Source organism: Sphingobacterium athyrii, from assembly GCF_003071065.1.
Lineage (GTDB): Bacteria > Bacteroidota > Bacteroidia > Sphingobacteriales > Sphingobacteriaceae > Sphingobacterium > Sphingobacterium athyrii.
The window spans coordinates 399,272-418,163 of record NZ_QCXX01000007.1; the positions used below are offsets into that span (position 1 = coordinate 399,272).

Sequence of the window (18,892 nt, forward strand, 5' to 3'; positions counted from 1 at the left end):
ATGTTATTACTTTCAGTTGATTATTTACTATCTTTAGCTTTAACTGAACTAGCACGCACGTCATGGTCACTATTCTATCTACCCAAAACAGCATTGCAAATCATTTTATTGCAGAATTGAGAGATGTCACGATTCAGCGTGACCGCATGCGCTTCCGTCGGAACCTGGAGCGACTCGGAGAAGTATTTGCTTATGAGATCAGCAAAACCATGGCATTTAAACCTGTTGAAGTTGAAACACCATTGGGCGTCGCCAAAACACATCTATTAATGGAACAACCGGTATTGGCGACCATTCTGAGAGCCGGACTTCCCTTCCATCAAGGCTTATTAAATATCTTTGACCAAGCAGACAACACCTTTATCGCGGCCTATCGGCACACCAAAAAGAGTGGTGAGTTTGAAGTTCATAAAGAATATGTAAATACCCCCAATTTAGATAATAGAACGGTCATCATCGTCGACCCGATGCTGGCAACCGGAAAGAGCCTCGTCTTATGCTGCAAAGATCTACTGGCTGAATACGAGATTAAAGAGCTTCATATTGTTGCAGCAATTGCTTCGGAAGAAGGGTTAAACCATGTCAAGGCTTTCGTTCCTACTGCGCATATCTGGGTAGGCGATGTCGACCACGAATTGACAACAAAAGCCTATATTGTTCCCGGTCTTGGCGATGCAGGAGATCTGGCCTATGGTGAAAAACTTCATTAATGTGGATAATTATTTAAAATTAAATTAACACTCAGCTCATTGAAATTCAGTAAATTTATGTCAATGATGAAGTTTAATTTTTTTATATCTAATTTATACCACTATGAGATGGCAAAAATACAATGGCGAATCCATTCGCTCCACGATTTTCGATGCTGTTGAGGAAGTCATTAAACGAGAAGATGCCCTCGGGAACAAGCTCAAGGTTTATATCGGTACCGATTCCCAAGTAAAGAGAGGAATCATCGACTTCGCCACCGTCATCGTCTTTCTCAGGGAACATAAAGGTGGATTTATGTTTATCCAACGGGACAAAAGGCATCACCGGATGAGTATTAAAGAACGGATGCTACTCGAAGTCCAAAAATCCATCGACATCGCCTACCAACTCTGCCCCCTCCTCGAAAAACACAAAGTAGACCTCGAAGTCCACGCCGACATCAACACCAATCCAAATTTTCAGTCAAATGTTGCCCTCAAAGAAGCCATGGGATATATTATGGGTATGGGTTTTGTATTTAAGGCCAAACCGGAGTCGTTTGCGAGTACCAATTGCGCCAATAAACAGGTGCAGTAGTTGATTTTTGGGCAGACTTTGTATCTTTAGGTGTAATTTTTAACACAGCAGATGCAGGATTTTTTTCAGCAGATTGCCAGTCAATTTGCCCAGACCACTTGGCTCGAATGGTTAGGTACACTAACCGGATTCCTTTGTGTTTATCTGGCCGCAAAGCAGAATATATGGAACTGGCCCATTAGCATCATCAGCGTGGTGTCCTATGCCATTCTGTTTTATGATGCAAAGCTCTATGGCGATACCGTATTACAATTTTATTTTCTATTCACGGCAGTGTATGGCTGGTATTACTGGCTTAAACGAAAGGAAGAAAAAAAGAAACCCATTGTTAAAGCCAATAAAAAACAGCTGATGCTAATCGTGCTCGCGATCATCTGTTTGACAGCCCTAATAGGTTACCTCTTGGACAATAAGACGAATTCCGATGTCCCCTATATCGATGCATTCTGTACCGCTGTTAGCTTTGTAGCCCAATTTCTAATGACGAGGAAAGTACTTCAGAACTGGCTTCTCTGGGTTTTTGTCGATATCTGCTATATTCCATTGTATATACACAAAGAGCTTATGCTAACAGCTGTACTGTATCTCGTATTCGCCATTATTGCCTGGAATGGCTACCGTGACTGGCAAAAAACCTATAAAAATTTTGCGTAATATTGCCTATCAAAAAGATAGATGTGGGAAAAGAGTTAATAAAAATTGCCGTCGTAGGCCCCGAGTCTACAGGAAAGTCAACCATGGCACAGTATCTCGCTGAAAAATTTCAAACGGTCTGTGTTCCGGAATATTCGCGCTATTACTGTCAGAGCCTCAATAATAAATATACATTGCAGGATGAGGTCAACATGTTTTATGGACAGGTTGCTTTGGAAGAAGCACTCCTCCCTTTGGCAAAGGATAACATCCTGATCTGTGACACCACTTTTATGACCGTGAAAATCTGGTCTGACTATCTATTCAAGCATACCCCAAAAGAAGTCACTGACAAGATCCGACAACATCCCTATGATCTCTACTTACTGATGGATATCGACCTTCCCTGGCAGGACGATCCCTTAAGAGATTTTCCGGAGCAACGAGAATACTTTATGAAGGTGTGGAAAACAGAATTAAATGCTGTCAATGGTCAATATCACATTATCTCAGGCGAGGGACAGCAGCGACTGGAAAATGGCTTAGCAGCTGTTAACGATTTTCTGACATTGATTTGAGACAAGCACCTTGACGAAGCAGCCTTTTACAGCTATATTTGTACTTGTAAAGTATACCTTTAGTGCAATGAACAAGAAAATTAAAATGTAACTAAAAGCTGTACGCTACCGAATTAAATTAGAATATTAACATTTTACTTAAGAAATAATGTATCCAGAATATTTAGTAGCTCCAATGCGTCAAGAGTTAGTTGATGCGGGATTCGAAGAATTAAAAACTCCAGAAGCAGTTGATACTGCAATCGCTTCAGAAGGAACCGTTTTTGTGGTTGTCAACTCCGTTTGTGGTTGTGCGGCAGCAAATGCACGTCCCGCAGCAAAAGCAGCTGTAAAAAATGAAAAACATCCGGCAAAATTAGTTACTGTTTTCGCAGGTATGGAAACTGATGCTGTTAACACAGCACGTAACTACATGTTGCCTTACCCTCCATCTTCTCCAGCAATGGCATTGTTCAAAGATGGTAAATTGGTACACATGATTGAAAGACATATGATTGAAGGTCGCCCGGCACAAATGATTGCTGACAATTTAGTTGCAGCATTTGACGAGTACTGCTAATCACGTATTTTGATTTTTGAATTAAAACGGCTATCCGAATTATTTGGATAGCCGTTTTTGTAAACCCCATCATATACTTTACGATATTCCAACCAGTTCATATTTCAAAGAAATACCCTCTCGCTTTATAAATACTTTTTTTATTTTTAGGATATGAGAAAATTTTCAGTTATCGTTTTCCTCCTTTCCATGATCTTCCTTGCCTGTTCCCCTCAAGAAAAGGTAGACCTGATAGTATACAATGCCCAAGTGTATACCGTTGATTCCAGCTTCAGCGTAGCACAGGCATTTGCAGTTAAGGACGGTAAATTTATTGCCATAGGATCAGACGAAGAGATTCAACGAAAGTATAAAGCCAAAGAAAAAATAGACGCTGAGGGAAAAGCGATCTATCCCGGATTCTACGATGCACACGCGCATCTATTTGATGAAGCCGAACTGATGGATCAGGCTGATCTCAGCGGCGCGGATTCTTTCGAAGAATTGATTCAACGGGTTAAAAGTTATCAGCAAAAAAATCCCAATAAAACCTGGCTCATCGGCGGTGGCTGGGACCAAAATCGCTGGAAAGACAAATCCTTTCCCACAAAAGAACTACTGGATAAAGCTTTCCCAGATATACCAGTGTACCTGATACGGGTAGATTATCACGCCGCTGTGGTAAACTCCAAAGCTTTAGAATGGGCCAAATTGACAAGCATTCCCATTATTCATGGTGGCGTTGTCGGTGGAAGTAACAATACACCGAATGGTCTTTTGATCGACAATGCAATGGATCTGGTCAACAAAACAATCCCGGTACCCCATGAAAAAGAGTACCTGAGAATGTTAAAGCGAACCCAGGACTCGTTGCTTTCTGTGGGACTTACTTCCATTGTGGATGCCGGTTTATCAAAAGAAAGACTAGACCTCTTAAAAAAATACTACCAGGATGGGGAATTGAAATTTAGGGATTATGCTATGATCCTTGGCAATCCGCAGAATATCTCCTCATTTATAGCGCAGGGCTTTTATGAAACGGATCGTTTAGAAATCAAATCATTCAAATTACTTGCAGATGGCGCATTAGGCTCAAGGGGCGCCTGCCTCCTCGCTCATTATCATGATGCACCTACACATGGATTCTTATTGCATAGCCCACAGGAATATGAAAACATGATCAAAGCGATTGCAGCCAGTAATTTCCAGGCGAATACCCATGCGATCGGTGATTCAGCCAACCGTATTATACTGAACATCTATGGTAAATACTTACAGCCGCATACAGACCGTAGATGGCGCATTGAGCATGCGCAGATTATCTCGCCAGTAGATTTCGATAAATTCCGAAAATTCCAGATTATACCCTCTGTACAACCTACCCACGCCACATCGGATATGTACTGGGCAAAAGACCGTCTAGGTGAAGAACGGATGAAAGGAGCCTATGCTTACAAACATCTATTGAAGGAGTATGGTAAACTCGCTCTGGGAAGTGATTTCCCGGTTGAACATTTCAATCCGCTATACGGCTTTCACGCAGCCGTGGCCCGTGTCGATAAAAAAGGATATCCAAAGCAGGGCTTCCAGATGCAGGACGCCATCAGTCGGGAAGATGCATTGCGCGGAATGACCATCTGGGCAGCATACTCCTGCTTTCAGGAGAAAAAACGGGGAAGCATAGAAGCCGGCAAAGACGCTGATTTTGTTATCCTCGAGCACGACATCCTCAAAATACCGAATGAGCAGCTGCGAAACGTAAAAACAATGCGGACGGTGATTGCTGGAGAAACTGTTTTCAATAGACAACAATAATAGTTTCACACACACGGAGCTTCACTCATCCCCTAGAAAAGTACAATTCAAGGTATAATAGTGAAAATCTACAATAATTTTTATTTTTACGAATATTTCGTATATTTACGATATAAACATAATTTTATGAAATATTCATTATCCTTCTTATTATCGCTGACGATACAGATTCTATTTGCTCAAGAAAATTCGCCAGCAATAGCTAAAGTACATTACGAATTCAAACACATTAATGACACCACGCAACGTGATCAATTTATTCGCGACGAAACGATCACTTACCTTAATCAACAGGCCAGTTACTATACCTCATACTCCACAAATCGTATGCAGGATGAAGTCAAAAAACAGATGGATGCCCCCTCCTTTGACGGGAATATAACTATCCAGACACGAACAACTCCTTTAGGGGCATCGTATTTACTAGATGTCAACAACAACAAAATGACAGAATTGATATCCGTTGCTGGGGACAAATTTGCTATACCTCAAACTTACCCAGCTCAAGAATGGGAAGTATTAGGGGATCATAAGGAGATCGGAGGATACAGTTGTCAAAATGCAAAAACAACTTTCAAAGGTCGCACCTATGAAGTATGGTTTACGACAGAGCTGCCATTTCCTTACGGACCTTGGAAACTTCATGGACTACCAGGACTCATTTTGGATGCAAGGGATTCAAAAAACGAGGTCATTTTTGCATATGCTGGATTTGATAAACTGGAAGACAGCAAAGTACAGGTGGCGCTACCACAAGGCGTGATTACAACCTCACTAGAGGAAGTTCAAAAAATCGAAGCTGCATTTAAAGCAAATCCCCAGGCCTATATGAACGCTCAATCGGCAAAGAGTCGAAGTATCAGTGTAGGTTCTAGCAATGCCATTACTGTTAAAAGCGGTTCAAGCGCTGGTATGAAAACAGGAGATGGTGGTATGGATGTCTCTAGGATCAAAAGTTTTAATATACGGAAAGATGAACTATATAAGCCTTCTAAAGTCACCAATAATCCGATTGAGCTAATACCTTAATGAAAGTACCTATATGTTTACTTTTAATCACTTGGTTTGGGCAAATTTGTTTTGCCCAACAAATGATTAGTGGGAAGGTACAAGAAGCAAATACACAGAAGCCAATACCTTTCGCAAGTGTAAATATCCTGTCTGAAAATAAAATCGTCGCTTTTAAAACGACTGATAAGGAAGGACGGTTTATGATGCAACTTTCTAAAGAATATACCACCGTCTACCTGCAGATCCACCATCTTACTTACGAAAAATTCGAACAGCAAATTGACAAAAAGTCGACCGATCTCCGGATTGTCTTAACCCCCAAAACCAATCTATTAAAAGATGTCGTAGTCAAGAGTAAACCCAAAGTAAGTCGTTCCAATGACACCATTTCTTATGATGTAGGTTCTTTCGCTAAGGAAGAGGATCGAAATATCGGAGATATCATCAAACGCCTACCCGGTATGGAGGTAACAGAATCCGGCTTAATAAAATATCAGGACAAAACGGTTTCCAAACTTTACATTGACGGTGATGATCTGTTAGAAGATCGTTACGGAATAGGCACACGAACAATTCCGCACAGAATGGTCAAAGACATTCAGGTCCTCGACAACCATGAACACTATAAAGTACTTAAAAACAAAAGATTTACAGACGATGTAGCAATTAACCTTGTCATCAAAGAAGATGCTAAGTTAAAGTTAACCGGACAGGCTAAAATAGCTGCTGGTACTCCCAATAACTATGACCCCGAGCTAAACACAATCCTTTTTAACAAAAAAGTTAAAATGCTGAATGTACTCAGTGCAAATAACATCGGTAGGGATCTTTCTGGTGATGTCGTAGGCAATAACCAGTCATCTTTACTCGCAAAGTTTGGCGCTTCCGCTATTCACAACCTCCTTGCAACAAGTACAACTGGAGCTCCCAATATTCCAAAAAACAACTATTACTTTAACAATACAGGTTCCCTCAACACTAATAATCTATATAATTTCAAAAACAGATGGCAATTGAAATCAAATATTCAGTTACTATTTGATAAAGAAAGACAGAATAACGCTGCTAGTACACGATATTTACTCGATGGAGGTGATGTATCCTTTGAAGAACAAAATGGCATCAGAGCAGAGAAATGGCTGGGTGTGGCAAGACTCTCTGCATCTGTGAATACAGAAAAAAAATACATCAGCGAAATACTTTCCTTTGAATATGAAAAAAAAGATATAAAAGCCCTATTAACAAACTCGACCAGTAAAATTGACCAATTTCAAAAACACCATATCAAAGGAGTCAGCAACCAGTTCAGTTATATACCACAATTAAAAAACAACGATATTATAGCAGTTAATTGGACATTAAACTATGGAAATAAACCACAATCTCTACAGATTTATCCAGGTGTTTTTTCTGAAATATTGAATGACAGCATTCCATACAAAAGTACCACTCAGCAGATCGAGGTTCCCTCATTTTTCACTGAGGTTTCGACAGGTTACCACTTCAATAAAAGTAAGATCAAACAGCATTATCAGATCGGTTTCAATACCGACCGCCAACATTTTACTTCATTGTTATATCTTCAAGATAATGAGCAGATAGATAGAAGACCGCGCCAGAATACGAGCAACGATCTGCACTGGAGCAGATCTCAAGTGTTCATTACACCACAATATGACTGGAAAAACGATCGCTTCGAGGCTCACCTTGATATCCCGATCACTTATCTGATCACCCAATATAAAGATAATACACAGGTTTTGGACATTTCAAAAAATTCATGGTTGATCAACCCCGGCCTAAAAGCGCGTTGGCGAGTCTCCCAAGAAGATTATCTCCAATTTGCTTATCAATATAGCCAGGACATTGGGAATATTGAAGACGTATTCCATGGAGCGGTACTGCGCAATTATAGGATGCTTAGCCAAAACAATGCTGCGCTGAATGAATCCCAAAAACATGCTTTTAATCTCAATTACAATCTGGGGCGTACATTGAAAGTATTATTCGCTAATGCAGGAATCAGCTATTCCAGGCTTTCATCCAACACGATGTTATCCTCAATTATAAAAGACGATATCACAGAGAATATATTGGTTAATATGGACAACCTGCAAGAACATTGGTCCTCACAAATTGGGTTTGATAAATATATATTTCCTTTGGCAAGTACGCTCAAGTTAAAAGGCAGTATGGCCTATTCCCGATTCAATCAATTACTAAACAGTAGTGTTGTTCCCATAAAAAGCATCAATTACACGCTCCAACCTAGTTTAGAAGCAAAAATATTCAAATCATATAATATATCTTATACAGGTACTCTCAATTGGAATAGAAGCAAGCAACAAGGGAAAGACCATCTGATTCGGAATAAAACAACTATGATGACACATAACTTAGGTTTCCCTATAAGCCCTTTTAAAAATGGCTTTATACGTGTAAACATACGTAACCTCTCCACTTTCCAGACGAATATGAAGAATGCGAGTTATACCTTTATAGACGTTTTTGCACGTTATCGATTGAACAAATGGAAAACTGACTTTGAATTGGATATGAGCAATTTGACGAATATAAAAAATTATCGGACCTACATGACAACAGCCAATATGATTTCCCAAAATGAATTTGAACTACGGGGAAGAACAATTTTACTACGCGCTGTCTTTAATCTTTAGGCCTTAAATGCACTTGAAACCAGCATTTTTAAAAAAAGCAGCGGTCAAAGGTAATTACTTACAAAGTTCGACCAGGATAAGATGATCCATAAAAAGGCCCGGGTGAAATATTCACCCGGGCCTTTTATATATTAATATGGAAACAATTTTTGCTTTTCCAAGAAGTCTAACTGTTTAGCACGCTATTATTGCATATCAAATAAATGCTTTTCAGCATGGTAGGACGAACGTACCAATGGTCCTGATTCAACATACTTAAATCCCATTTCCAAACCAATTTTTTGATATTTTTCAAATTGAGCTGGTGTGATAAATTCAATAACGGGATGGTGTGCTTTTGTAGGCTGCAAATACTGACCGAGCGTCAAAATATGAACACCAACATTATATAAGTCCTGCATGGCCTCGATTACATCTTCTTCCGTTTCGCCAAGACCAAGCATAATACCAGACTTCGTACGAAGACCTGCTTCCGAAATCCGACGCAAACATTCTAAAGAACGATCATATTTAGCCTGGATACGTACTTCCCTTGTCAGACGGCGTACAGTTTCCAAGTTATGTGAAACGACCTCAGGACGAACCGCAATGACACGATCCAGATTGTCCCATTGCCCTTTAAAATCTGGCAATAGCGTTTCCAAGGTTGTCTCGGGGCTCTCTCTACGGATGGCATTAATCGTTTCCGCCCAAATCGTCGAACCACCATCTTTCAAATCATCACGGTCAACAGAAGTGATGACACAATGTTTGACCTGCATCAGCTTCACTGAGTTTGCGACCCTGTTAGGCTCATCCAAATCGACCGCCAGAGGACGACCTGTTGCCACAGCACAAAACGAACATGAACGTGTACAGATATTACCTAGTATCATGAAGGTCGCTGTTCCAGCCCCCCAACACTCACCCATATTTGGGCAATTTCCACTCTCACAAATCGTATGCAATTTATGTTCATCTACAAGACTTCTGACATGTCTATACTCTTTACCAACAGGCAATTTGACACGCAACCAATCGGGCTTGCGTTGTGCAGGAGTTGCCGGAATAACTGGAAGTTCAATCATACAACAAAGTTAAGGATTAAAAATGTAATTTTTATCCGGCAATTTGTTGGATTTATATCATAAAAACTTATCGAATGACGGCAATAATAGAATAATGAAACAAAAATTAGGATATTTGTGTTGATTATCTATTGATCTAAATACTATACTATGCGATTGAGTCAATCCTTATCCCTTTTATTGCTTGGGGGAACTTGCATTTTCGGTGCACAGGCCCAAACTAATTTTGATCTAATACCCAAGCCATCCAAGGTGACCGTAGCGACCGGAATATATAACATCCCAACGCAGCTCTCCGTTATTGTTTCAGACGATTTTCAGGCTGCGGCGCAATTGCTTACCGAGCATCCCGCAATCAAAGGCTTAACCTTTGAGGTGCTAAAGAAAAATAAAAAAACTCCAAAAGAAGGTTTTCGTATTATTAAAGCTGTTGATGCAGACAACTTGAGCAAAAATGCGTATTCGATTCAAATTGATGAAAAAGGTCTTCTGCTTAAAGCCTGGGATACGCCGCAGGTCATCAATGGGATTTATACCTTGATTCAGTTGGGTTACCTACAGACTGACCCCAGCCAAATAGCATTTGCAACAATCGTCGATGAACCTCGTTTTTCTTACCGCGGGCTTCATTTGGATGTTTCCCGTCATTTTATGCCGCTCTCTTTCGTGAAGAAATATATCGACGTCATGGCCATTTATAAGTTCAATAACTTTCACTGGCACCTGACAGATGGCGCCGGATGGCGATTGGAAATTAAAAAATATCCGGAATTAACACAAAAGGCTGCCTGGCGTACACATGCGCATTGGAAAGATTGGTGGAACAATGGCCGTCAGTATGTAGAAAAAGGAAATCCGAATGCAAGTGGCGGCTTTTATACACAGGAAGAAGCGCGTGAACTGGTAGACTACGCTGCTCGAAAAGGCATCAATGTCATTCCTGAAATAGAAATGCCCGGACACTCGGAAGAAGTACTGGCCGTGTATCCCGAACTCTCCTGTTCGGGTAAACCCTACAGCCAGGGTGAATTTTGCATCGGCAATGAAAAGACTTTTGAGTTCTTAAAAAATGTACTGGATGAAGTACTCACCATATTCCCTTCCCAATACATCCATATTGGCGGGGACGAAGCCGAAAAGAAACATTGGGAAAAATGTCCAAAAGACCAGGCCCTGATGCAAAAGGAAGGTTTAAAATCAGTAGATGAATTACAAAGCTATGCCATCAAGCAAATGGATTTATACCTGCAATCAAAAGGCCGAAAGCTTATCGGCTGGGATGAAATCTTGCAAGGCGGTCTGACTGAAGGTGCCACGGTCATGAGCTGGCGCGGCGAAGACGGAGGAATAAATGCGGCAAATGCCGGCCATGATGTCATTATGACTCCCGGTTCACACCTGTATTTTGATTCTTATCAGACCGATCCAAGGACACAACCCGAAGCAATTGGCGGATACCTAACCCTCGATAAGGTATATTCTTATGATCCTATTCCAAACGCGATACAAGCGGACAAGGCGAAACACATCCTTGGTGCACAAGCTAATATTTGGACAGAATATGTACCGACGACAGAGCACGTTGAATATATGGTATTTCCGCGAGCATTAGCGTTATCCGAAGTCAATTGGACCGCAAAAGATGCAAAAAGCTGGCCGAACTTTCAACGCAGAATACAATCACATTATAAATTGCTACAGGAGCTGAATCTGAACTATTATCGTCCATCATTCAATGTTGCTTATACAGCGTCTTATAATGCAATTAAAAACAACAACAAAATTACACTTACAACAGAGCAATTAAACACGGATCAGATCCGATATACCATTGATGGAAGTGAACCTAAGATTCAGTCGACACCATATACCGGTCCATTTGAACTGAGTTCAACAGGACATATCAACGCAGCATACTTTCAGGACTCTATCAAAATAGGCCCTACATTATCCTTTGATATTGATATTCATCGTGCCATTGGAAAAAAAGTAACGTACAATACGCAATGGTCAGGATATCCAGCGCAAAAAGATTCGACTTTAACCAATGGGCTAATGGGAGGCCTGTCTTATCACGATGGACAATGGCAGGGTTTTACCAGCCCGATTGATGTTGTCGTTGATTTGGAAAGAAGGGAAGAAATCCATCAAGTTGCCATGAATTTCATGCAAATGATAGGTCCCGGAGTTTATATGCCCGGGGAAATGGAGGTTCTCGTTTCTGACAATGGTCGTACATTCCGTTCAATAGGGACAGTAAAAAACGATGTATCCGATAAAGAATCCAAATTGACATTTAAACGCTTCGAGCTGAAACTTAATAAAGCGCAGCAGGCACGCTACATAAAAATCAAAGCCAGCAACCCGAAAAAAGGATATTTATTTACAGATGAAATCATTGTTTATTAACAGAAAATAAGCAATTCCCGATACTAGTTGGAGAACCTATTCCTTACGTTTTCCAACTAGTTATTCCTATTTTCAAGACCACTTTTCTAACAAAGCTCATTTTATTTTGAAATATTCTTAAAATAAATACTTCATTTTCAAAATTTAAAATGTAACTTTGCACTCCGACAAAGCAGTCGGAATGACCCTTCCCCATGAGCTATTTTTGATTGTCTTTGCTCAGATTTACAATAGGAAATTTAATTTTTTGAACTAGATATAATGCCAAGAAACACTTCCATTAAGTCGGTTTTAATCATCGGATCAGGTCCCATCGTTATCGGTCAAGCTTGTGAATTTGATTATTCTGGATCTCAAGCATCCCTTTCATTGAAAGAAGAAGGTATTGAAGTATCCATCATCAACTCAAACCCTGCAACAATCATGACGGACAAAGTTGTTGCAGACAATGTCTATTTACTTCCATTAACGTGCGAAAGTATTGAAGAGATATTGCAAAAACATAACATTGACGCAGTACTTCCTACCATGGGTGGCCAGACCGCTTTGAACTTATGTATCGAAGCATCCAACCTGGGCCTTTGGGAAAAATACAACGTAAAAGTTATCGGTGTTGATGTTGCTGCCATTGAAAAAACTGAAAACCGTGAAGAATTCCGTCAATTAATGGTTGATATTGGTGTGGGTGTTGCAACTTCAAAGATTGCAAACTCATTCCTGGAAGGTAAAGAAGCAGCACAAGAAATTGGTTATCCTCTTGTTATACGTCCTTCCTACACCCTAGCCGGTACAGGTGGTGGATTTGTACACAGAAAAGAAGATTTTGATGCGGCTTTAAATAGAGGTTTACATGCTTCGCCGACACATGAGGTTTTGGTAGAGCAGGCCGTGTTGGGTTGGAAAGAATTCGAATTAGAATTGCTTCGCGATACCAACGACAATGTCATCATCATCTGTACCATTGAAAACTTCGATCCAATGGGTATCCATACGGGAGACTCGATCACGGTTGCACCGGGAATGACATTATCAGACAAATGTTACCAAGATATGCGTAATCAGGCTATCCTGATGATGCGCTCGATCGGCACATTTGCGGGTGGATGTAACGTGCAATTCTCTGTTAATCCAGAAAATGAAGAAATCATCGCAATCGAAATCAATCCACGTGTATCCCGCTCATCTGCTTTAGCATCAAAAGCAACTGGTTACCCAATTGCAAAAATTGCCGCTAAATTAGCGATCGGATATAACCTGGATGAGTTGCAAAATCAGATTACTAAAACAACATCGGCATACTTCGAACCAACATTAGATTACGTTATCGTGAAAATCCCGCGTTTCAACTTTGATAAATTCAAAGGTGCAAACAAGGAATTAGGCCTGCAGATGAAAGCGGTAGGTGAAGTAATGGCAATCGGACGTACATTTATCGAAGCTTTACAGAAAGCATGTCAATCACTTGAAACAGGTCGTGCCGGTCTAGGTGCTGATGGTCGTCAATGGAGAAATCTTGACGAAATTATGGATAGCTTGGAACATCCAAGTGGAGACCGTCTATTCCATATCAAAGATGCATTCGAATTAGGTGTTCCTTTGGAATCAATCCGTAAAGCAACTCGTATCGACAAATGGTTCTTAGTACAGATCCAAGAGTTGGTACACCTGGAGCAAGAATTACGTCGTTACCAATTGAATAACATTCCACGCGATTTCTTTATGACCTTAAAACAAAAAGGTTATTCAGATGTACAGATTGCTTGGTTGTTAGGTAATGTAACAGAAGATCAGGTATATGATCGTCGTAAGGAACTTGGCATCAACCGGGTTTACAAAATGGTTGATACTTGTGCCGCGGAATTCCCAGCACAAACTCCATATTACTATTCAACATTTGAAGAAGAAAACGAATCCATCTCTTCAGACAAAAAGAAAATCATTGTATTAGGTTCAGGTCCTAACCGTATCGGTCAAGGTATCGAGTTCGATTACTCTTGTGTACACGGGTTATTGGCTGCGAAAGAATGTGGTTACGAAGCAATCATGGTGAACTGTAACCCGGAGACTGTATCTACGGACTTCAACATGGCCGATAAATTATATTTCGAGCCTGTATTCTGGGAGCATGTCCGTGAGATCATCGAATTGGAAAAACCAGAAGGTGTAATCGTTCAATTAGGTGGACAGACAGCACTTAAAATGGCTGAACGCTTAGAGCAACTTGGCGTAAAAATCATCGGTACATCATTCGAGAATATGGACTTGGCGGAAGACCGTGGCCGTTTCTCTGATCTATTGAAAGAATTAAATATTCCATATCCAAAATATGGCGTAGCTACTTCGGCAGAAGAGGCTTTACAAGTAGCCAACGAAGTTGGTTACCCAGTATTGGTTCGCCCTTCGTATGTATTGGGTGGACAAGGGATGAGCATTGTCATCAATGATGAGGACCTTGAAAAAGCGGTTGTTAACTTATTGAAAAACCTTCCCGGTAACCATATCCTGATCGACCATTTCTTGGATCGCGCTGAAGAAGCGGAATCAGATTCCATCTGTGATGGTGAAGATGTACATATCATCGGTATGATGGAGCACATTGAGCCTGCAGGTATTCACTCTGGAGACTCATCGGCGGTATTACCTCCATTCGGACTCTCACAAGCTGTTCAGGATAAAATGGAAGAATACTCGATCAAGTTAGCGAAAGCACTAAATGTACGTGGTCTATTAAACATTCAATTTGCTGTCAAAGGTGAAAATGTGTATGTCATCGAGGCTAACCCACGTGCATCACGTACTGTTCCTTTCATTGCGAAAGCGTATGATGTTCCTTACATCAACATCGCGACAAAAGTCATGTTAGGTGTCAATAAATTGAGTGACTTCACCATCGAACGTAAATTGAAAGGATACGCGATTAAAGAGCCTGTATTCTCCTTCAATAAATTCCCTGAGGTAGACAAACAATTAGGCCCTGAAATGAAATCAACCGGTGAAGCGATCCGCTTTATCAAAGATCTTCAAGATCCATATTTCAGAGAATTGTACAATCAAAAATCAATGTTTTTGAATGCACAATAAGGTGTCTCTATAAAATAGAAAAGGCTTGCAATGCAAGCCTTTTCTATTTTATATCTTTTACACATCGGAAACCTACATTATTTGTTGGGCTATTGACCTCCCCTTTTCCCCTGCTTCCCGCTTTATAACGTTCACAATATTGATCATTGCAGAGAAATGATCCACCACGCTGAACACGTTTTTCAAGATTAGGTTCCTGTGGATCATAGGAGTTTTCAGGTCCTTTGGGATTTGCCACCGTGCTACTCTTGTAATAATCCGGACGGTAGTAATCGGAGCACCATTCCCAGACATTCCCTTCCATATCATAGAGTCCTAAAGCATTTGCCTGAAAAGATTTTACGGGAGCGGCTCCCTCATATCCATCTTCTTTTGAATCTTCAACCGGAAATTTTCCTTGGTATATATTTGCAGTCCACTTACCATTGGGCTTAAGCTCGTTTCCCCAATAGTACAGGTCCTCATTCGTATCCTTACCCGAGCGGGCAGCATATTCCCATTCCGCCTCTGTAGGCAATCGCTTTCCTGCCCATTTTGCATAAGCATCAGCATCTTCATAGGCGACCTGAACAACGGGGTAATTCATTTTATCTTTTATTGAACTATCAGGCCCTTCGGGATGTTGCCAATTTGCGCCGGGAACGTATTCCCACCACATCAGATAATTATTTAAGGAATTAAGCTCTTTGGGTTTCGAGAATACGGCAGATCCGGGGACAAGCATATTCGGATCCACACCGGGAAAATCTTTTGGATCCAATTTCCGCTCGGCTACCGTCACATATCCTGTTTCCTTTACAAATTGAGCAAATTGGGCATTTGTTACCTCGTGTTCATCCATGTAAAATGAAGTGAGTTCGACCTGATGTACAGGCTTACTATCTTCAAAATTTGAACTTCCCATCAAGAATTTACCACCTTCGATTAGAACCATCTTTCCAACAGCGGCATTGCTTTGTTTGGATAACTGAGATTTGATCATGCCAGCTCGTGTAGGTATATTTTCACCAACACAACATGAGAGTGTATCTTTTGTGGAAAACAGAGATAGACAGGCAACTAGCGTCAGATTGATTAACATACCTAAAGATAAACATAAAAGGGGAACAATAAAATGCTCCCCTTTTAATTATTGAACAAATGCAGATTTTATACATCCAATTGTACATTTTCCTTTTTCGCATTTTTGGAGCGAATAGGCGTATTCCCACCACCTTTTAGTGTAATATCTACGGGATTATTGCTTTTCCAGGCGCCTTTTGTAAAATCAGGTACAGCCACAGTTTTACAGTTCTTTTCAACAGATTCAAAGCTCAATGGCACGATACAGCTCCACGAAGCAGCATCGTAAACGTCCTGATCCAATGGCAATCCGTTACGCAGACAATCGATTAAACGCCAGTCCATCATAAAATCCATTCCGCCGTGACCGCCAACTTCTTTGGCTTTATCACCGATATATTTCACCAATTCGGGCGTGTATTTATCATACAGCTCCTTGAGTTTCTCCTCCTTGATGAATTCATGGCCAAATGCAATATTTTCCGTAGGATATTTTTGGGCAAAACCTTTCGTGCCACTCAGTGTGTGTAGTCTAGAGTAGGGTCTAGGAGAGGTGACATCATGTTGCAGCATAATCGTTTTTCCTTTTGCGGTACGAATAAGCGTTGTATTCATATTACCACGGTATTTCTTTCCGACAAATTCCTGAAAGAAAGAATCTTTGCCTGCTAGTTCTTTTGCCTTCTCACCCATCATAAAATCATTGGATGACATGGCTACAAGATGGTCCATCTTGTCTCCTCTGTTGATATTTAAACACTGTGCGACGGGGCCAAGTCCATGAGTTGGGTATAGGTTACCATTATACTTGATATTTTCCCGTAAACGCCACATCTGATCGTAACCATTCTTTGCGAAATTTAAATCCAACAAATCATGGATATAAGCTCCCTCACCGTGGATTAATTCACCAAATAGACCTTGGCGGGCCATATTCAATGTCAACATTTCGAAAAAGTCGTAGCAACAATTCTCCAACATCATGCAATGTTTTTTTGTTGTTTCAGATGTTTTGACGACCTCCCAACAATCTTTTATTGTCAGCGCAATTGGCACTTCACAAGCCACATGATTACCAGCTTTCATTGCCGCAATACTCATGAGTGCATGGTAATCCCAAGGCGTGCAAATATAGACAAGATCTAACTTCTCCTCTTTCAGCAATGATTTCCAGCCATCTTCTCCTGAGTAAGACTTTGCAGCGTTCAAGCCCTTAGAAGTAAGAATCTTCTGTGCTTTCTCAACACGTTCAGGGTGTTTATCGCAAAGTGCAACGATCTCACAACCTTCGATAAAAGACAGTCGTTCGACTGCTCCGGGACCACGCATCCCCAATCCAATTACAGCAACTCTCACCTTATCAATTTTGGGCGCAGCATAACCGCACATATTAAATGCTTCTGCAGTCGCATTGGCATTAACCAAAGTAGGAAGTGAAACAGCCAGTGATGATAAAATCCCGGCTTTTTTTAAAAAATCTCTTCTAGAATCCATAATTTAAAGTCATGTAAATTTAAAGGGACCAATTGGTCCCTCTAAAAAATCACCTATTTTAAAACAAACTAAACAGTCAATAAGAAAAATCCCTTTGGATTTGGATTTATATTTGGTTCTTACTAAAGAACTTAATCTCTTTAACAATAATATAACACTTTTCTCAAAATAAAAAATCAAACTTGAAAGCAATCGTTTGTTTAATCTACACAAACGATTGCTTAATTTATTATTATCTTGTCTTTTTAATGAAAAGTATCGCATCACAGTAAATACGCTATTCCAATCTCAGGGTAAAATCCGAAAAAACATATACAAAAACTTTACTCCTGTATTCTCCCATCGTTAGGTCTTATTGTGGGGCCTTTTTTGAATAGTTATCTAAAATATTTTATCATTAAACCGAAATTTAATGGTTATATCTTCAACTCAGTCTTCGGCTAATTCCTATGTGTTAAAGATTCCAAATTTGAACCTTTAGTAGCAAATTACATATTAATGAACTCCTCTTTGCATATCCAGCGATAAAATAAGAATAGTTGATCGACCAAGTTAGCTCAATGAACGAAGCTATCAAATCTATTTTCCAAGCGAAAAGGGAAAAAGCCAATAAGGTGCGGTGGATAGTGTCAGATGATTATTAGTCAGTCCTTTGGAACAACATTATTCTGAATGGTCTTTATGGTCCTTGTTCCGTAGCTGTTCCCCGGGGTTTCCCCACCCGGAGCTTCTTCATAGAGAACATCGGCCGGAAGCATGGTATCGGCAAAGGGAGATAAAAGAACCGGGGGGCAAATAAAAGATCCTTTGGAAAGGAGATATGACCTAAACGAAAGAAGCCCTTGACTGTTTCCAGCAAGGGCTTCCGTGTAAAAAAAGGCACCGACCTACTCTCCCACCTGTTACGGCAATACCATCGGCTCTGGCGGGCTTGACTGCTCTGTTCGGAATGGGAAGAGGTAGACACCGCCGATATAGGCACCTAAAGATTTTTTTAGATATGAGATATGAGTACCGGGATCCTGTTAGGTCCCACATAGCACGCATACATGTCCACGTCTAAATGACATATATATTGAAAGAGGTTCGTTTCTTTTTGTTATTCTTTTCGTTTCAAAAATTAAAGAGGAAGACAACAGTGTCTGTCTGCTTGAGAAAGCTTCGGGCTATTAGTACCACTTGGCTTTGGTCTCTCAACCTTTACACCTATGGCCTATCAACGTAGTCATCTCCTACGAC

At 40.5% G+C, this 18,892-nt stretch carries 13 protein-coding genes and 2 rRNA genes; 10 read left to right on the forward strand and 5 right to left on the reverse strand.

The window, feature by feature from the left end:
* The first annotated feature begins 62 nt into the window (after nucleotides 1-62).
* The 8 genes from upp to DCO56_RS23225 all read left to right on the forward strand — a co-directional run bounded on the left by upp (nucleotide 63) and on the right by DCO56_RS23225 (nucleotide 8,540).
* Nucleotides 63-710: a uracil phosphoribosyltransferase gene (gene upp / locus DCO56_RS23190; protein ID WP_108636092.1), complete on the forward strand. Its 648-nt coding sequence runs from the start codon at nucleotides 63-65 to the stop codon at nucleotides 708-710.
* Between the two features lie 103 nt (nucleotides 711-813).
* Complete coding sequence (locus DCO56_RS23195; RefSeq protein WP_046672303.1) at nucleotides 814-1,287, forward strand: ribonuclease H-like YkuK family protein; 474 nt, start codon at nucleotides 814-816, stop codon at nucleotides 1,285-1,287.
* Between the two features lie 51 nt (nucleotides 1,288-1,338).
* Nucleotides 1,339-1,941, forward strand: coding sequence for a nicotinamide riboside transporter PnuC (gene pnuC, locus DCO56_RS23200; protein WP_108636093.1), 603 nt, complete (start codon nucleotides 1,339-1,341; stop codon nucleotides 1,939-1,941).
* Nucleotides 1,942-1,964: 23 nt separating this feature from the next.
* Nucleotides 1,965-2,498: an AAA family ATPase gene (locus tag DCO56_RS23205; RefSeq protein ID WP_108636118.1), complete on the forward strand. Its 534-nt coding sequence runs from the start codon at nucleotides 1,965-1,967 to the stop codon at nucleotides 2,496-2,498.
* 148 nt (nucleotides 2,499-2,646) lie between these two features.
* Complete coding sequence (locus DCO56_RS23210) at nucleotides 2,647-3,057, forward strand: BrxA/BrxB family bacilliredoxin (RefSeq protein ID WP_104385107.1); 411 nt, start codon at nucleotides 2,647-2,649, stop codon at nucleotides 3,055-3,057.
* Between the two features lie 153 nt (nucleotides 3,058-3,210).
* Nucleotides 3,211-4,851, forward strand: coding sequence for an amidohydrolase (locus DCO56_RS23215; protein ID WP_108636094.1), 1,641 nt, complete (start codon nucleotides 3,211-3,213; stop codon nucleotides 4,849-4,851).
* Between the two features lie 126 nt (nucleotides 4,852-4,977).
* Entirely contained in the window at nucleotides 4,978-5,880 is a 903-nt protein-coding gene (locus tag DCO56_RS23220) for a GLPGLI family protein (protein WP_108636095.1), read from the forward strand.
* A 62-nt stretch (nucleotides 5,881-5,942) separates the two neighbouring features.
* Nucleotides 5,943-8,540, forward strand: a complete 2,598-nt coding sequence (locus DCO56_RS23225; protein ID WP_245935904.1) for a carboxypeptidase-like regulatory domain-containing protein — start codon at nucleotides 5,943-5,945, stop codon at nucleotides 8,538-8,540.
* A 185-nt stretch (nucleotides 8,541-8,725) separates the two neighbouring features.
* On the opposite strand, the gene lipA is transcribed toward DCO56_RS23225, so the two are convergent.
* On the reverse strand, nucleotides 8,726-9,607 hold the full coding sequence (gene lipA / locus DCO56_RS23230; protein ID WP_104385109.1) for a lipoyl synthase: 882 nt from the start codon (nucleotides 9,605-9,607) through the stop codon (nucleotides 8,726-8,728).
* A 150-nt stretch (nucleotides 9,608-9,757) separates the two neighbouring features.
* Between lipA and DCO56_RS23235 the strand changes: the two genes are divergently transcribed.
* Both DCO56_RS23235 and carB read left to right on the forward strand, forming a co-directional pair.
* Nucleotides 9,758-12,016 carry a family 20 glycosylhydrolase gene (locus tag DCO56_RS23235; protein WP_108636097.1) on the forward strand — a complete coding sequence of 753 codons (2,259 nt, stop codon included), beginning with the start codon at nucleotides 9,758-9,760 and terminating at the stop codon, nucleotides 12,014-12,016.
* Nucleotides 12,017-12,277: 261 nt separating this feature from the next.
* Nucleotides 12,278-15,097 (forward strand): carbamoyl-phosphate synthase large subunit, encoded by a 2,820-nt coding sequence (carB, locus tag DCO56_RS23240; protein ID WP_108636098.1) that lies wholly within the window; start codon nucleotides 12,278-12,280, stop codon nucleotides 15,095-15,097.
* A 43-nt stretch (nucleotides 15,098-15,140) separates the two neighbouring features.
* Here the strand turns inward: carB and DCO56_RS23245 are convergent, their stop codons facing one another.
* The 4 genes from DCO56_RS23245 to DCO56_RS23260 all read right to left on the reverse strand — a co-directional run.
* The gene (locus tag DCO56_RS23245; protein ID WP_245935905.1) at nucleotides 15,141-16,079 is read right to left on the reverse strand and encodes a formylglycine-generating enzyme family protein; all 939 of its coding nucleotides are present in this window, start codon (nucleotides 16,077-16,079) and stop codon (nucleotides 15,141-15,143) included.
* Nucleotides 16,080-16,246: 167 nt separating this feature from the next.
* Nucleotides 16,247-17,653: a Gfo/Idh/MocA family oxidoreductase gene (locus DCO56_RS23250; protein ID WP_181390654.1), complete on the reverse strand. Its 1,407-nt coding sequence runs from the start codon at nucleotides 17,651-17,653 to the stop codon at nucleotides 16,247-16,249.
* A gap of 874 nt (nucleotides 17,654-18,527) precedes the next feature.
* Nucleotides 18,528-18,639 (reverse strand): 5S ribosomal RNA (rrf, locus tag DCO56_RS23255).
* A 163-nt stretch (nucleotides 18,640-18,802) separates the two neighbouring features.
* Nucleotides 18,803-18,892, reverse strand: a 23S ribosomal RNA gene (locus DCO56_RS23260); the annotation flags it as partial.

Coding starts and splice junctions, on each gene's coding strand:
- upp (WP_108636092.1), top strand. CDS start 63: ATGGTCACTATTCTATCTACCCAAAACAGCATTGCAAATCATTTTATT.
- DCO56_RS23195 (WP_046672303.1), top strand. CDS start 814: ATGAGATGGCAAAAATACAATGGCGAATCCATTCGCTCCACGATTTTC.
- pnuC (WP_108636093.1), top strand. CDS start 1,339: ATGCAGGATTTTTTTCAGCAGATTGCCAGTCAATTTGCCCAGACCACT.
- DCO56_RS23210 (WP_104385107.1), top strand. CDS start 2,647: ATGTATCCAGAATATTTAGTAGCTCCAATGCGTCAAGAGTTAGTTGAT.
- DCO56_RS23215 (WP_108636094.1), top strand. CDS start 3,211: ATGAGAAAATTTTCAGTTATCGTTTTCCTCCTTTCCATGATCTTCCTT.
- DCO56_RS23220 (WP_108636095.1), top strand. CDS start 4,978: ATGAAATATTCATTATCCTTCTTATTATCGCTGACGATACAGATTCTA.
- DCO56_RS23225 (WP_245935904.1), top strand. CDS start 5,943: ATGATTAGTGGGAAGGTACAAGAAGCAAATACACAGAAGCCAATACCT.
- lipA (WP_104385109.1), bottom strand. CDS start 9,607: ATGATTGAACTTCCAGTTATTCCGGCAACTCCTGCACAACGCAAGCCC.
- DCO56_RS23235 (WP_108636097.1), top strand. CDS start 9,758: ATGCGATTGAGTCAATCCTTATCCCTTTTATTGCTTGGGGGAACTTGC.
- carB (WP_108636098.1), top strand. CDS start 12,278: ATGCCAAGAAACACTTCCATTAAGTCGGTTTTAATCATCGGATCAGGT.
- DCO56_RS23245 (WP_245935905.1), bottom strand. CDS start 16,079: ATGATCAAATCTCAGTTATCCAAACAAAGCAATGCCGCTGTTGGAAAG.
- DCO56_RS23250 (WP_181390654.1), bottom strand. CDS start 17,653: ATGGATTCTAGAAGAGATTTTTTAAAAAAAGCCGGGATTTTATCATCA.